The 14,393-nt window shown below is 61.3% G+C and carries 13 protein-coding genes; 8 read left to right on the top strand and 5 right to left on the bottom strand.

The window, feature by feature from the left end; translation table 11 throughout:
* Positions 1-115: 115 nt before the first annotated feature.
* From LIS66_RS04680 to LIS66_RS04655, 6 genes are all read left to right on the top strand, one after another.
* Complete coding sequence (locus LIS66_RS04680) at positions 116-1,681, top strand: MBOAT family O-acyltransferase (protein WP_227973727.1); 1,566 nt, start codon at positions 116-118, stop codon at positions 1,679-1,681.
* Positions 1,682-1,691: 10 nt separating this feature from the next.
* Positions 1,692-2,864 (top strand): alginate O-acetyltransferase, encoded by a 1,173-nt coding sequence (locus LIS66_RS04675; protein WP_227973726.1) that lies wholly within the window; start codon positions 1,692-1,694, stop codon positions 2,862-2,864.
* Between the two features lie 14 nt (positions 2,865-2,878).
* The gene (locus tag LIS66_RS04670; protein ID WP_042607696.1) at positions 2,879-3,535 is read left to right on the top strand and encodes an alginate O-acetyltransferase AlgF; all 657 of its coding nucleotides are present in this window, start codon (positions 2,879-2,881) and stop codon (positions 3,533-3,535) included.
* A 155-nt stretch (positions 3,536-3,690) separates the two neighbouring features.
* The gene (locus LIS66_RS04665; RefSeq protein ID WP_042607695.1) at positions 3,691-5,142 is read left to right on the top strand and encodes a mannose-1-phosphate guanylyltransferase/mannose-6-phosphate isomerase; all 1,452 of its coding nucleotides are present in this window, start codon (positions 3,691-3,693) and stop codon (positions 5,140-5,142) included.
* Between the two features lie 267 nt (positions 5,143-5,409).
* Positions 5,410-5,874: a hypothetical protein gene (locus tag LIS66_RS04660; RefSeq protein ID WP_042607694.1), complete on the top strand. Its 465-nt coding sequence runs from the start codon at positions 5,410-5,412 to the stop codon at positions 5,872-5,874.
* A 36-nt stretch (positions 5,875-5,910) separates the two neighbouring features.
* On the top strand, positions 5,911-6,735 hold the full coding sequence (locus LIS66_RS04655; RefSeq protein WP_123418171.1) for an SDR family oxidoreductase: 825 nt from the start codon (positions 5,911-5,913) through the stop codon (positions 6,733-6,735).
* A gap of 89 nt (positions 6,736-6,824) precedes the next feature.
* On the opposite strand, the gene LIS66_RS04650 is transcribed toward LIS66_RS04655, so the two are convergent.
* From LIS66_RS04650 to LIS66_RS04635, 4 genes are all read right to left on the bottom strand, one after another.
* A complete protein-coding gene (locus LIS66_RS04650) occupies positions 6,825-7,691 on the bottom strand; it encodes an HlyD family secretion protein (RefSeq protein ID WP_042607692.1) in 867 nt (288 codons plus the stop codon).
* A gap of 21 nt (positions 7,692-7,712) precedes the next feature.
* Positions 7,713-7,913, bottom strand: coding sequence for a DUF1656 domain-containing protein (locus LIS66_RS04645; protein ID WP_041479478.1), 201 nt, complete (start codon positions 7,911-7,913; stop codon positions 7,713-7,715).
* Positions 7,903-10,095, bottom strand: coding sequence for an FUSC family protein (locus LIS66_RS04640; protein ID WP_227973725.1), 2,193 nt, complete (start codon positions 10,093-10,095; stop codon positions 7,903-7,905). Before LIS66_RS04640 ends, LIS66_RS04645 begins: the two co-directional genes overlap by 11 nt.
* 176 nt (positions 10,096-10,271) lie before the next feature.
* Positions 10,272-11,771, bottom strand: coding sequence for an efflux transporter outer membrane subunit (locus LIS66_RS04635; protein WP_227973724.1), 1,500 nt, complete (start codon positions 11,769-11,771; stop codon positions 10,272-10,274).
* 279 nt (positions 11,772-12,050) lie between these two features.
* Between LIS66_RS04635 and LIS66_RS04630 the strand changes: the two genes are divergently transcribed.
* Together LIS66_RS04630 and LIS66_RS04625 are read left to right on the top strand one after the other, a co-directional pair.
* Positions 12,051-13,019, top strand: coding sequence for a LysR family transcriptional regulator (locus LIS66_RS04630; RefSeq protein ID WP_227973723.1), 969 nt, complete (start codon positions 12,051-12,053; stop codon positions 13,017-13,019).
* A gap of 413 nt (positions 13,020-13,432) precedes the next feature.
* A complete protein-coding gene (locus LIS66_RS04625; protein ID WP_042607687.1) occupies positions 13,433-13,807 on the top strand; it encodes a DUF6124 family protein in 375 nt (124 codons plus the stop codon).
* On the opposite strand, the gene LIS66_RS04620 is transcribed toward LIS66_RS04625, so the two are convergent.
* Positions 13,796-14,380 carry a hypothetical protein gene (locus LIS66_RS04620; protein ID WP_227973722.1) on the bottom strand — a complete coding sequence of 195 codons (585 nt, stop codon included), beginning with the start codon at positions 14,378-14,380 and terminating at the stop codon, positions 13,796-13,798. The genes LIS66_RS04625 and LIS66_RS04620 overlap by 12 nt on opposite strands.
* Positions 14,381-14,393: the final 13 nt, after the last annotated feature.

Below are 14,393 nucleotides of genomic sequence, written 5' to 3'. Positions count from 1 at the left end.
GTGGTTTGACGGCCAGCCCAGACCTCAAGCAAACACTGTGTCACCCCTCCACTACCACGGGGGGTTTGGGGGGGCTTTGGCCCTTGACTGTTGGTTCAAACATGGAGAGATCGGGATGGTATTTTCATCCAACGTGTTCCTGTTTCTGTTCTTGCCGATCTTTCTCGGCTTGTACTACTTGAGCGGGCAACGCTATCGCAACCTGCTGCTGCTGATCGCCAGCTACGTGTTCTACGCCTGGTGGCGAGTGGACTTCCTCGCACTGTTCGCCGGCGTCACGCTGTGGAACTACTGGATCGGCCTTAAAGTCGGTGCCGCCGGCGTCAGGACCAAACCGGCGCAGCGCTGGCTGTTGCTCGGCGTGGCGGTGGACCTGTGCATCCTCGGCTACTTCAAGTACGCCAACTTCGGCGTCGACAGCATCAATGCGATCATGACCTCGTTCGGTCTCGAGCCGTTCATCCTCACCCACGTACTGCTGCCGATCGGTATTTCGTTCTACATCTTCGAATCGATCAGCTACATCATCGACGTGTACCGTGGCGACACTCCGGCGACGCGCAACCTGATCGACTTCGCAGCGTTCGTGGCGATCTTCCCGCACCTGATTGCCGGCCCGGTTCTGCGTTTCCGCGACCTCGCCGATCAGTTCAACAACCGCACGCACACTCTCGACAAGTTCTCCGAGGGCTGCACGCGGTTCATGCAGGGTTTCATCAAGAAAGTCTTCATCGCCGACACCCTCGCCGTGGTCGCCGACCATTGCTTCGCCCTGCAGAACCCGACCACGGGCGACGCCTGGCTCGGTGCGCTGGCGTACACCGCGCAACTGTATTTCGACTTTTCCGGTTACAGCGACATGGCCATCGGCCTGGGCTTGATGATGGGTTTCCGCTTCATGGAAAACTTCAAGCAGCCGTACATCAGCCAATCGATCACCGAGTTCTGGCGCCGCTGGCACATCAGCCTGTCGACCTGGCTGCGTGACTATCTGTACATCACCCTCGGCGGTAACCGCAAAGGCACGCTGATGACTTATCGCAACCTGTTCCTGACCATGCTGCTCGGTGGTCTGTGGCACGGCGCGAACATCACTTACATCATCTGGGGCGCCTGGCACGGCATGTGGCTGGCGATCGAAAAAATGCTCGGCCTGAACACTTCGCCGCGCAGCCTCAATCCGATCCGCTGGGCACTGACCTTCCTGCTGGTGGTGATGGGCTGGGTGATCTTCCGTGCCGAGAACCTGCACGTTGCCGGCCGTATGTACGGTGCAATGTTCAGCTTCGGTGACTGGTCGCTGTCGGAACTCAATCAGGCCAGTCTGACCGGCCTGCAAGTGGCAACCCTGGTGGTGGCTTACGTGACCCTGGCGTTCTTCGGCCTGCGTGATCTGTACACCAATCAGCCGCCAGTCAAGACCAAACCTGAAGTCAACGTCGAAGCCGATGGCCCTGCCACTGCGACCCCGGGAATGATCAAGGCAGCGCCTGGTGAAAATCCTGCGAGCATCCATGAACCTGGCTACACCGTCGGCGTCGAAGCCCAGGTGCAACCGGCCTACTGGACCGCGGACTGGTCGCGCTACGTGATGCGCGGGCTGATCCTGCTGCTGTTCATCGCCTCGATTCTCAAACTCTCGGCGCAAAGCTTCTCGCCGTTCCTTTACTTCCAGTTCTGAGGGATCTGACATGACCCGCTCATTACGCATCTTCTACATCGCCCTGTTCCTGGTGACGCTGTTGGTCCTGGGCCTGTGGTCGATTCGCAGCTTCTTCGGCTTCAGCACCAACGCCGATGCGACGGTGCTCAACGGCCGCTGGACCAAAGCTGTGGAAACCCACTATGACGATGAATTCCCGATCAAGCGTCTGGGCACCAACCTCTGGGCCGCGCTGGATTTCAAACTGTTCAACGAAGGTCGTCCGGGCGTCGTGCTCGGCCGCGACCAGTGGTTGTACAGCGATGAGGAATTCAATCCGATCGTCAACGAAGAGCAGAACCTGCAAGGCAACTACGCGCTGGTCGAAGGCGTGCGCCAGACCCTGAAAGAGAAAGGCGTGAAACTGGTGATGGCGATCGTGCCGGCCAAGGTGCGTCTGTACCCGGAGCATCTGGGTGAAGTGAAGCCTGCGAGCATTCACCAGAACCTGTATCAGGATTTCCACGCCCGTGTCGCTGCCGACAAGATCCTCGCCCCTGACCTGCTCGGCCCGCTGCAACAGGCCAAGCAGAACGGTGAGCAAGTGTTCCTGCGCACCGACACCCACTGGACCCCGGAAGGCGCCGAAATCGCAGCCAATACGCTGGCGAAAACCATTGCCGAGAAATTCCCGCTGAGCGGCGAGCCACAGCGCTTCGTCACCACGCCAGCTGAGAAGGTCACGCACAAGGGCGATCTGCGTCTGTTCCTGCCGCTCGATCCGCTGTTCGAAAACATGATGCCGGCGCCTGAGCCTCTGCTCAAACGCAACACCGTGGCCGCCGAGCAATCTGCCGGTGACGACGCCCTGTTCGCCAACAGCGAAGTACCGGTGGCACTGATCGGCACCAGCTACAGCGCCAACCCCAACTGGAACTTCGTCGGTGCGCTCAAGCAAGCGCTGCACAGCGACGTCGTCAACTACGCCGAAGACGGCCACGGCCCGATTCTGCCAATGCTCAGCTACCTGAAAAGCGATGACTTCAAGAACAGCCCGCCACAAGTGCTGATCTGGGAGTTTCCTGAACGATATCTGCCTGTGAACAACGAAATCGGCGACGCCGACCCACAGTGGGTCGCAGAGCTCAAACAAGCCGGCGCCCGCCAACAAAACGTAGCCATCAACACTAAATCCGAGACGCCCGATCGGGCGCAAAACTGAAAGAGAGGTACACCATGACTTTCACTACTACTCCTCGTCGTCTCGCTAAAAGCTTCGCACTGGTTGCTGGCCTCAGCGTGCTTTCCGTCCCAGCCTTCGCCGGTGGCGATGCTGCACTGTACGGCCCGACCGCGCCGAAAGGCTCGACCTTCGTACGTGTCTACAACGCCAGCAACGCTGAAGTCAGCGCCACTGTCGGCAGCACCAGCCTGAGCGATATCGCGCCACTGGCCAGCAGTGACTTCAGCTTCATGCCGGGCGGCGACTACAGCGCCAAGATCGGCAGCCAGACCCTGCCAGTGAAACTCGCCGGTGACCACTACTACACCCTGGTCAACAACGCTTCCGGCGCGCCACAACTGATCGAAGAACCACCGTTCAAGAACAAGCAGAAATCCCTGGTACGCGTGCAGAACCTCAGCGACAAGCCGCTGACCCTGAAGACCGCCGACGGCAAGACCGAAGTGGTGCCGAACGTCGCCGCCAAAGGCCGTGGCGAACGTGAAATCAACCCGGTGAAAGTCAGCCTGGCGCTGTACGAAGGCGACAAGAAAGTCGGCGACGTAAAACCGGTCGCGCTGGAGCGTGGTGAGGCAGCCGTGCTGTACGTCACCGGCAACGGCAGCAACCTGTCGCCAGTCTGGGTAAAACGCCCGGTGTCGACTCGCTAACCCTTTTCCCGAACTGACGCAGTAACCCTTGTAGGAGCGAGCCTGCTCGCGAATACGGTCTGACATGCAGCATCAATGTCGACTGAGCCAGCGCTTTCGCGAGCAGGCTCGCTCCCACAGGGCTCTAACCAAATTGATTTTATGGAGTAAAAACTATGATTCCGGTGATCTTGTCAGGTGGTAGCGGTTCGCGTCTGTGGCCTCTTTCGCGCAAGCAATTCCCCAAGCAATTCCTCGCCCTGACCGGCGAACACACCCTGTTCCAGCAAACCCTCGAGCGCCTGGTGTTCGAAGGCATGGACACGCCGATCGTGGTCTGCAACAAAGAGCACCGTTTCATCGTCAACGAGCAACTGGCCGCACGCAATCTGGAATGCCAGCGCATCCTGATGGAACCGTTCGGCCGCAACACTTCGCCGGCCGTGGCCCTGACCGCGATGATGCTGGTCAATGAAGGTCGCGACGAACTGATGCTGGTGCTGCCGGCCGACCACGTGCTGGAAGACCAGAAAGCCCTGCAACGCGCCCTGGCCCTGGCCACCGTCGCGGCGGAAAACGGCGAAATGGTCCTGTTCGGCGTGCCGGCGACCAAACCGGAAACCGGCTACGGCTACATCAAGTCCACCGCTGATTCGCTGCTGCCCGAAGGCGTCAGCCGTGTCTCGCACTTCGTCGAAAAACCGGACGTGAAGCGCGCCACCGAGTACGTCGAATCCGGCGGTTACTACTGGAACAGCGGCATGTTCCTGTTCCGCGCCAGCCGCTTCCTCGAAGAACTGAAAAAGCACGATCCGGACATCTACGACACCTGCCTGCTGACCCTCGAGCGCAGCCAGCAGGACGCCGACAGCGTCACTTTCGATGAAGCCACCTTCGCTTGCTGCCCGGACAACTCCATCGACTACTCGGTGATGGAAAAGACCCAGCGCGCCTGCGTGGTGCCGCTGACTGCAGGCTGGAGTGATGTCGGTTGCTGGTCGTCGCTGTGGGAAGTCAATGAAAAAGACGCCAACGGCAACGTCAGCAAAGGCGATGTGGTGATTCAGGACAGCAAGAACTGCATGATCCACGGCAACGGCAAACTGGTTTCGGTAATCGGTCTGGAAAACATCGTCGTGGTCGAAACCAAGGACGCGATGATGATCGCCCACAAGGACAAGGTCCAGGGCGTCAAGCAGATGGTCAACACGCTCAACGAGCAGGGCCGCAGCGAAACCCAGAACCATTGCGAAGTGTATCGTCCGTGGGGCTCGTATGACTCGGTGGACATGGGCGGGCGTTTCCAGGTCAAGCACATCTCGGTCAAGCCGGGCGCGTGCCTGTCGCTGCAAATGCACCACCACCGCGCCGAACACTGGATCGTGGTCAGCGGCACCGCCGAAGTGACCTGCGACGAGAACGTGTTCCTGCTCACTGAAAACCAGTCGACCTACATCCCGATCGCCTCGGTGCACCGCCTGCGCAACCCAGGCAAGATCCCGCTGGAAATCATCGAAGTGCAATCGGGCAGCTACCTGGGCGAAGACGATATCGAGCGTTTCGAAGATATCTACGGCCGCTCCACCCCGGTCGAGCGCGGCGTCTCGGTGAAAACCATCGCGCAGTAATCGCTCGCTGAAACAAGAAGCCCTCGTCCAGCCCGTTGCGTCCCCTATCCGCAGCGGGCTGGGCGGGGGTTTTTTTTGTCTTGATTCTGTGTCGCCAGAAATGGCCTCTTCGCGAGCAGGCTCGCTCCCACACTTGAAATGCTTTCCCCTATGGGAGCGAGCCTGCTCGCGAAGAGGCCCTCTCGGACACCCCTAGTCCCGATGCCCATCGCCAACCTCCCCTGCGCTTAGGTAGGATGCCTCTCTGTCTCTGCGAGGTTATCCGACATGTTCATCGGCATCCTGCTGGTCATCACCTGGTTGATCCTGCTGCTGCGCTATCCGGCCAAGGCCTTGCCGGTTTCGGTGGCGGCGGCGATCGGGCTGGGTTTTGTGGCCATGTGGGTGGTGTGGCTGGACAACCGCGAGATCAAGCAACTCGCGCGCCTGGAACTGCGCATCGCTTACGCTCCCGAACAATGCCCGGCCGACCGTCCGCTGCAATTGAAAATGAACAACGGCAACGACGTGCCGCTGACCGAACTGCGTTGGCGCATCGCTGCCTATGCGCCGGGCGATACGGTCAACCTGGCGGACAATCAATACACAGCCCCGCGTTATCGCGGCCCCGGCGAACTGCAGGCCGGCGCCACTTGGGAGGACTGCTTGCCACTGCCGCCGCTGCGCCCCGGCTATCGCCCGCAAAGCCTGGAGTTTCGCGCCGAGCATTTGCAGGGCAGTTTCTCCGACTGATCTCCTCCACACCTTATTTTGCACAAGGAATGCGCCATGCCCGTTGCGTTGATTACCGGTTGTTCCAGCGGCATCGGCCGCGCCCTTGCCGATGCGTTCAAAGCCGCCGGCTACGAAGTCTGGGCCAGCGCGCGCAAGACGCAAGACGTCGCCGCGCTCAGCGCCGCCGGTTTCATCGCGATCCAGCTGGACGTCAACGATGGCGCCGCGCTGGAACTACTCGCCGAGCGACTCCACCAGCAACACGGCGGCCTCGATGTATTGATCAACAACGCCGGTTACGGCGCCATGGGGCCGTTGCTCGACGGCGGCGTAGCGGCCATGCAGCGCCAGTTCGAGACCAATGTCTTCTCGATTGTCGGCGTCACCCGCGCGCTGTTTCCGCTGCTGCGTCAGGCCAAAGGTCTGGTGGTGAATATCGGCAGCGTGTCCGGTGTGCTGGTCACGCCATTCGCCGGTGCCTACTGCGCGTCGAAAGCGGCGGTGCATGCGCTGAGCGATGCCCTGCGCATGGAGCTGGCGCCGTTCGGTATCCGCGTGATGGAAGTCCAGCCCGGCGCGATTCAATCGAGTTTTGCCAAAAACGCCGGGCACGAGGCCGAGCAGTTGATCAACGAGCAGTCGCCGTGGTTTCCGCTGCGTGAGGGCATTCGCGCGCGGGCCAAGGCGTCGCAGGACAAGCCGACACCGGCCAATGAGTTTGCCGCCGAGGTGCTCAAGGCTGTGCAGCAGAGCAACCCGCCACGCTTGATCCGCATCGGCAATGGCAGCCGCGCGTTGCCGTTGTTGGCGGCGTTGCTGCCCAAGGGTTTGCTGGAATCGACGTTGATGAAGCGGTTCGGCTTGCGCGCGAAACTCTAGACAGGGCGGCCCGCTCCCACAGGGATCTTCGGTGCAGCCTGGATTCAGTGTGGGAGCGAGCCTGCTCGCGAAGGGGACGACGCGGTCTGTCAGAGCTTCGCAGCAGTCTGGTTGACCACCACCGTGCAAGTAATCCCCGCCGCCAACAAAACCCCTTCCGGCACTTCATCGATGTGTATCCGCACCGGCACGCGCTGCGCCAGGCGCACCCAGTTGAACGTCGGATTCACATCGGCGATCAGCTCGCGACTTTCCGGGTTGTCGCGGTCGTAGATGCCGCGTGAAATGCTCTCGACATGGCCCTTGAGCACTTCGCCGCTCATCAATTGCATATCGGCTTCGTCACCGACTTTCACGTGCGGCAGTTTTGTCTCTTCGAAGAAGCCGTAAACCCAGAACGAGTTCATATCGACCACAGCCATTTTCGCCTCGCCGATGCGTGCATAGTCGCCGCGATGCACGTTGAGGTTGGTCACGTAGCCGTCCACCGCGGCGCGCACTTCGGTGCGTTTGAGGTTGAGTTCGGCCGCTTCCAGTTGTGCCTGGGCATGTTGGTAGTCAGCCAGCGCGGCGTCGGCGATGTTGCTGGCGTCGTCGCGGTTTTCCTTGGAGATCACCAGGTTGTCGAGGTCGGCGCGGCGGTGGGCGTTGACCTTGCGCATCTCCCAGGTCGACTTGCGCGAGGCAACCAGCGACTGCGCCTGCCTGACCGCGATGCGGTAGTGCTCAGGGTCGATGCGCATCAGCAGATCGCCCTTCTTCACCAACTGATTGTCACGCACCGGCACTTCTACCACTTCGCCAGTGACGTCGGCGGCGACGTTGATGATGTCGGCACGAACGCGGCCATCGCGAGTCCACGGCGTGTTCATGTAGTGCTCCCACAACGTGCGGCCGATCCACAGCGCCAGGGCCAGTACCAGCAGGGTCGCGAGCAGGCTGAAAAACTTTTTCATCGGGGCCTTCTTCAGAGAGAGTCAGCGGTAGACAGTCAGCGCCATGGCGCCGAACAGACAGGTAAACAGGCTCAGACGCAGCAGCGCCGGGTGCCAGAAAAAACGGTACAGATCGAACCCCGAGAGAAAGCGGTCCAGCGCCCAGGCCAGCCCCGCAGCGACGAAAAACATCAGGGTCATGGTCGGCATGTAAACGCCGTGGAAAGCGATTTCACGAGGCATGGGCAAGTCCTTCGGGCCTGGCGGGAGCGAATTCGGCGAGGGGTGATTGCGGGTCGAGCAATGAGGTGCGGATGAAGTGCAGATAGCTTTTCACCCGCCGTAGCGCCGAGGTATCGAAGTGCGGCGCGAACGGTTCATCGGTGGCGGCGACGCGGCTGATGGCGTGATCGACCGCCACCAGTGCACGCTCAAGATTGCTCGCGTTCGGCTGCAGGAACAGGCGTACCAGCGCGCGGCCCATCACACGGATTGCCTGGCGCCACGGCTGCGATTCGGCGTACGCCGGATGCACCGGCAGGATCGCCTGCTCCTTGCGCAACTCGATGATCGCGTGACCGACTTCGAGCACCACGAACATCCAGCGCAGCAGACTCTTCTGCACCGTCGGTTGCCCGGCCGCCAGGCCATAGGCCTGATGCAGCAGGTCGCGGGTGCGGCTCTCGAAACTCGAGGCAAGGCCCTTGAGCTTGCCGCTGATCGCGTAGACCACTTGCCCGCGCAGATCCTGCTCCAGGCGCTGCCATAACCAACGGCTGTTCGGCGGCAGAATAATCGCCCCAGCGGCGGCACACACGAGCATGCCCATGACCATGGCGATGTAGTCGTTGATGAAGGTGTAAGGGTTGTAAATCGTGAGGTTGTCCGGCACCGAACCGGTGCTGAAAAAAATCAGCAGGCCCAGCCCGACACCGGCGTACTGCGGCCGTGAGGCGAGGAACGAACCGAGCACGATCACCGGTGCGAGCATCACGCAGAGCAAGGGGAAACCGTCGATCCACGGGAAGATGAAAAACATCTCGACGAAGCCGATCAACGCGCCGAGAAAAGTCCCGCAGGCCATCTGAAAAGCCATGCGTTTCGGGTTCGGTGTAGCCGCAGACAAACCGACAGTGGCGGCGGCGATCAGGGTCATGGTCGCCCCGCTCGGCCACGCGGTCGCGACCCAGTAACTGCCCAGCACGACCAGGATGAACGAGGCACGGATCCCTGAGGCGGCCGCCGCCCACCAGTTGGTTTGCGGGGTGAACGGCTCGTCCCAGCGTTCACGTTCGTGGCGGTGTTCGGCCAGGGACGCGTGGGTCTGGGCATAACTGTGCAGGTCATCGACGAAGCGGTAGAGCAATTCGTAGGCGGTGTGAAAATCCAGTTGTTCAGCTTCGCTCGGACTGGTGCCCTGGAAGATCCCGCGCAGGGTGCGCACCCGCGTCGGCAAGCCTTCCTTGTAGATCGAAAGCGCGGAAGCCAAACGTGCCGCGTCGGGGCTGGTCAGGGCGCGGCCGCTGAAGCCGTCGAGCACTTCGGCGAGATCCTGCAGACCCGGTTTGATTGCCGCCACGACATGTTCCTCGCCATTGCCGCGCAGGCGTTCAAGCAACTGATGCAAGGCGTTGAAGCGCGTGGTGATGCCCATGAACTCGCTGTTCAAACGACTCAGCCGACCGTTGCGCCGGCGCATGTGCGGGTCTTCGAACACGGTCACGCTGCGCAGTCCTTCCAGGCCGACGGCCTCGGCAATGAAGCGCACGTTGCTGGCTTCGAAGGCCTCGGCTTTGCTGCGCCCGCGCAAGCCGTCGGTGACGAACAGGGCGAACACACCGAAGCGCTGATACAAGGCGTTGCGCATTGCTGCGCTGGCGGTCTGCGGCAGAATCGCGGCGCTGATCAGCGTCGCACAGAGAATCCCCAGCGAGATCTCCAGCACCCGCCACACTGCAGCCATGAATGCGCCGTCGGGATGCGCCAACGCCGGCAATCCGACCATCGCCGCGGTGTAACCGGCAAGGACAAAACCATACGCGCGAAAGTTGCGGCAACGGGCGGCACCGGCCGAGCAGATGCCGACCCAGATCGCCAGCGAGCCGAGAAACAGTTCGGTGTTCTGCGCGAATAAAGCGATCAGCGTGACCATCATCGCCGACCCGGCCAGCGTGCCGAGGAAGCGATAGAAACTCTTGGCGAACACCTGGCCGCTCTGCGGCTGCATGACGATGAACACAGTGATCATCGCCGTGCGCGGTTGCGGCAACTCCAGACGCATCGCCAGCCACAGGGTGAGAAACGCAGCGAGCAACACCTTGAAGATATACACCCAGGTCACGCCATCGCTGCGTGCCCAGTCGAAGAAACCGCGACGCCATTCCAGGGAGTGGAGCCAGCGTAGAGATGCGGGCAAGGGAGTCATTGAATCCTGCTCAATAAATGAGGATCGAAGAATTTTTTATGCAGTACACAAAACCTGTGGCGAGGGCGCTTGCTCCCGCTGGGCTGCGCAGCGGCCGCAAAAATCTTGCGAGCGCTGCGCACTCGAGCGGGAGCAAGCTCCCTCGCCACAGGGATCGGCGTAATCCCGAACTGGCTTCACCGCAGGAGCGCCGGGGTTTTCGGGGCTTGGGTCTGCTCGGCCGTCGGCACGTCCTCACCCGCACCGAGGCCACCACCCAGCGCCGTCACCAGTTCAGCATGCGCACTCAACCGCGCGGCCTGCACCTGCTGCTGCACCTGCTGCTGCTTGAACAGCAGCGTCTGCGCATTCAGCACATTGAGGTAATCGGTGAGGCCGCGTTGATAGGCGATCATCGCGATGTCGTAAGTCTTCTGCGCTGCGGCGACGGACTCGGCGGCGAAGTCCTGTTGCTTGTCCATCGACTCGCGGCGGATCAACTGATCGGAAATGTTCTTCAGCGCGTTGATGAGGGTCTGGTTGTAATGCGCCACGGCGATGTCATAACCGGCCGCCGCTTCGCCCAATTCGCTCCGCAGTCGGCCGCCGTCGAAGATCGGCAACGAGATGGCCGGGCCAACGTTGTAGTTGAGTTTCTTGCCGGTCAAAAACTCCAGCGCCCCACCGCCGGTGGCCATGTAACCGAGGCTGCCGACCAGGTCGACGTTGGGGTAAAAACCGCCGTGGGCAACATCGATGCCGCGTGCCTGCGCCGCCACTTGCCAGCGACTGGCGACCACGTCCGGACGCTGGCCGAGCAGTTCGGCGGGCAACGCCGAGGGCAACTTCAACGGCGCCGCCAAGGACAGCGTCGGCCGTTGCAGCAGCGCACCCGCGCCAGGACCTTTGCCGGCCAGCGCAGCAATCTGGTTGCGGCTCAGGGCGATTTCCTCGTCCAGCGCATCGAGTTGCCGATGGGTTTCTGGCAGCGGCGCTTCGGCCTGGCTGACTTCGAAGTGCGTGCCGATACCGCCGCTAAGGCGTTTCTGCGCCAGATCGAGAATCTGCTGTTGCTGCTTGAGCGTCGCGGCAACGATGTCGCGCTGGGCGTAATGCAGCGACAGTTCGATGTAGGCCCGGACGATGTTGCTCTGCAACTCCAGCTGCGCCAAACGCGCTTCGGCGACGCTGACATGCGCCAGATCCACCGCCCGTTCACTGGCATTGCGCTCGCGGCCCCAGAGGTCGAGGGCGTAGCTGAAGCCCAGCGCGGCGTTGTTGTCCCACGTCGTGGTGTTGGCCAGGTCGCCCGGGCCATAGAACTGATCGGTGGGCCAGTTGTGCCGCTTGAGGGTCGACTGGCCGTTGATCTGCGACGCCTCGGCCGCCTCGGCAACACCGGCCATCGCTTTCGCCTGACGCACACGCGCGGCGGCCATGGCCATGCTCGGGCTGCCTTGCACGGCGAGGTCGATCCAGCGATTGAGTTGCGCATCACCAAACGCCTGCCACCAATGGGCGGTGGGCCAGTGGGCGTCTTTGGCGGCCTCGGCAATGGCCGCGTCAGTGGCCAGTGAATCGGCCTCCAGCGCCTCGCCGTGTGGGGCAATGCCTTGGGTGGAGATGCAGCCGCCGAGAGCCAGGGTTAAAGCCAGAACACTGAGCGGCAAAAGCGCTCTGTTGATGCGACGCGGCACAGCTGCGAATTCCTGAGAAAAGGATCAATCGAGGGACTTGTGCAGGAGCTGCCGAAGGCTGCGAGCTTTTGATCTTGCTTCCCTTAAAACAAAATCTACAGATCGCAGCCTTCGGCAGCTCCTACCCAGGGATCGGCGCAATTCTATGGAGGTGCCTCTGCGGCGATAAGCTGGGATTTCTGTGAATCTTTGTTACGGTTAACGAGATAATCCCTTGGTCGGGGGTCTCAGCCCCTGAAACTTCGTGTCACAATTTGCCATCTCCCTTGAGAGCACCCCATGGACACTTTGCAAAACATGCGCGCCTTCAGTTGTGTTGCCGAAGCGGGCAGCTTCACCGCCGCCGCCGTGCAACTGGACACCACCACCGCCAACGTCTCGCGCGCGGTCTCCAACCTGGAAGCCCACCTGCAAACCCGCCTGCTCAACCGTACGACCCGGCGCATCGCCCTGACCGAGGCCGGCAAACGCTACCTGCTGCGCTGCGAGCAGATCCTCGCCTACGTTGAGGAAGCCGAAGCGGAAGCCAGCGACGCCCACGCGCGCCCGGCCGGTCAGTTGAAAGTGCACACCATGACCGGCATCGGCCAGCACTTCGTCATCGACGCCATCGCCCGCTACCGCAAGACCCACCCCGACGTGACCTTCGACCTGACCCTGGCCAACCGCGTCCCGGACCTGCTCGACGAGGGCTACGACGTGTCCATCGTGCTCGCCAGTGAACTGCCCGATTCCGGCTTCGTTTCTCAGCGCTTGGGTATCACCTACAGCATCGTCTGCGCCTCGCCGGCCTACGTGAAAGCCAACGGCGCCGCGCAGAAACCCAGCGACCTGCTCAACCACGCCTGCCTGCGCCTGGTCAGCCCGGTGATTCCGCTGGAGAAATGGACCTTCGACGGCCCGGACGGTCAGGAAATGGTCACGATCAACACCTCACCGTTTCTGGTGAACTCCGCCGACGCCATGAAAACCGCGATCACCAGCGGCATGGGCGTCGGCGTGCTGCCGGTCTACGCCGCCATCGAAGGCCTGCGCAACGGCACCCTGGTGCGCGTGATGCCGAACTACCGCTCCCAGGAACTCAACCTCTACGCGATTTACCCGTCGCGGCAGTACCTGGATGCGAAGATCAAAACCTGGGTGGAATATTTGCGTGGATCGTTGCCGGAGATATTGGCGGCGCATCAGGCGGAATTGGTCGCGTACGAATTGAGCGGGAGCCTGGCTGGCGCGCGCGTCGCCACCTGACTTTAAACACCGCTGACTTCATGTAGGAGCTGACGAGTGCAACGAGGCTGCGATCTTTTGATTTTGCTGTTTAAAAATCAACGGATCGCAGCCTACGGCGGCTCCTACACCACGGTATTTTCACGGAAGTTTCCGACAGGTTTTGCAGGTTGTCCGTCGGAAGTGCGCTGGCTAGGATTTGGCGGTTGCTGACGAATCAGCGACCGGGTCTGGAAAACCCGCAGGATCACAGCGCATGACATAATGCCGCGCTCTTTCAGCGCCGGTATTCAGTTATGGCGGCTGTACGTGGGAGACCTTCGGGTCTGCCGGGTTTGATCCTTTGCCGGTTTTTCCAGTCCGCGTACAGCTGCCACCCCTTTCGCCTGGAAAACGAAAAATGGCAGCTCCATTAATCCAAAAGGATCTTTGCCATGTTCAAACCCACACCCAATCCCCCCGAATCCGAAAGCACCTCCCCCTACCAATCCCCCGACTCGAAAAAACTCCACGGCGCCGCCGAGCGTGCGCTGGATCACTACCTCAAACCCTCCGCCAGCACGCAGCAAAACCACAAACCCAGCACCATGTTCCAGGTCGCCCCGGACCAGGACAACGAAAGCCTGCTGGCCCACGCCTGCGAATCCCTCGCCTCGGCCAGCATCATGAGCAGCGACATCGCCGCCCATGTCGACAGCCCACAACGGCACACGATATTGGCTATCCAACAAGTAATCATGCTGGCGGAACTGGCGGTGAACCGGGTGCTGGATAATTACGAAATCCACCAGCCCCCGTCACGCAGCTGACCTTCTGGGAGCGAGCCCGACCGTGAGGGCTTCGGCACATTCAACATTCGAGGTGTCAGATAAACCGCTTTCGCGAGCAGGCTCGCTCCCACAGTTTGAATCGAGTACATCAGCGAGAAACAGGTCGGCTGTCAGGTCGCCATCGCTGGCTAGCCAGCCCCCACAGAAAAGCAAAAGCAAGATCAAAAGATCGCAGCCTTCGGCAGCTCCTACCGCTGGATCGCGTGAACTCGATAGTAATTTGTTGACTAGCGGGCCGCCATCGCGAGCAGGCTCGCTCCCACAGTTTGAATCGAGTACATCAGCGAGAAACAGGTCGGCTGTCAGGTCGCCATCGCGAGCAGGCTCGCTCCTACAGTTTGAATCGAGTACATCAGCGAGAAACAGGTCGGCTGTCAGGTCGCCATCGCGAGCAGGCTCGCTCCTACAGTTTGAATCGAGTACATCAGCGAGAAACAGGTCGGCTGGCAGGCCGCCATCGCGAGCAGGCTCGCAAAGCAGCGCAGCTGCCCGCGGCGAAGCCGCCCCACTCAACAATGAGCGCAAGCTCGAGTGCTTTTGATCTTGATCCACGGGCGACTTCGGA

This window comes from Pseudomonas sp. HN2 (genome assembly GCF_020736465.1).
GTDB classification, from domain to species: Bacteria; Pseudomonadota; Gammaproteobacteria; order Pseudomonadales; family Pseudomonadaceae; genus Aquipseudomonas; species Aquipseudomonas moraviensis_A.
This window is presented reverse-complemented; position numbering and strand designations above follow the sequence as displayed.

Bases quoted from the DNA above. Each gene is read 5' to 3' on its own strand.
- LIS66_RS04680 (WP_227973727.1), top strand. From the start codon at position 116: ATGGTATTTTCATCCAACGTGTTCCTGTTTCTGTTCTTGCCGATCTTT.
- LIS66_RS04675 (WP_227973726.1), top strand. From the start codon at position 1,692: ATGACCCGCTCATTACGCATCTTCTACATCGCCCTGTTCCTGGTGACG.
- LIS66_RS04670 (WP_042607696.1), top strand. From the start codon at position 2,879: ATGACTTTCACTACTACTCCTCGTCGTCTCGCTAAAAGCTTCGCACTG.
- LIS66_RS04665 (WP_042607695.1), top strand. From the start codon at position 3,691: ATGATTCCGGTGATCTTGTCAGGTGGTAGCGGTTCGCGTCTGTGGCCT.
- LIS66_RS04660 (WP_042607694.1), top strand. From the start codon at position 5,410: ATGTTCATCGGCATCCTGCTGGTCATCACCTGGTTGATCCTGCTGCTG.
- LIS66_RS04655 (WP_123418171.1), top strand. From the start codon at position 5,911: ATGCCCGTTGCGTTGATTACCGGTTGTTCCAGCGGCATCGGCCGCGCC.
- LIS66_RS04650 (WP_042607692.1), bottom strand. From the start codon at position 7,691: ATGAAAAAGTTTTTCAGCCTGCTCGCGACCCTGCTGGTACTGGCCCTG.
- LIS66_RS04645 (WP_041479478.1), bottom strand. From the start codon at position 7,913: ATGCCTCGTGAAATCGCTTTCCACGGCGTTTACATGCCGACCATGACC.
- LIS66_RS04640 (WP_227973725.1), bottom strand. From the start codon at position 10,095: ATGACTCCCTTGCCCGCATCTCTACGCTGGCTCCACTCCCTGGAATGG.
- LIS66_RS04630 (WP_227973723.1), top strand. From the start codon at position 12,051: ATGGACACTTTGCAAAACATGCGCGCCTTCAGTTGTGTTGCCGAAGCG.
- LIS66_RS04625 (WP_042607687.1), top strand. From the start codon at position 13,433: ATGTTCAAACCCACACCCAATCCCCCCGAATCCGAAAGCACCTCCCCC.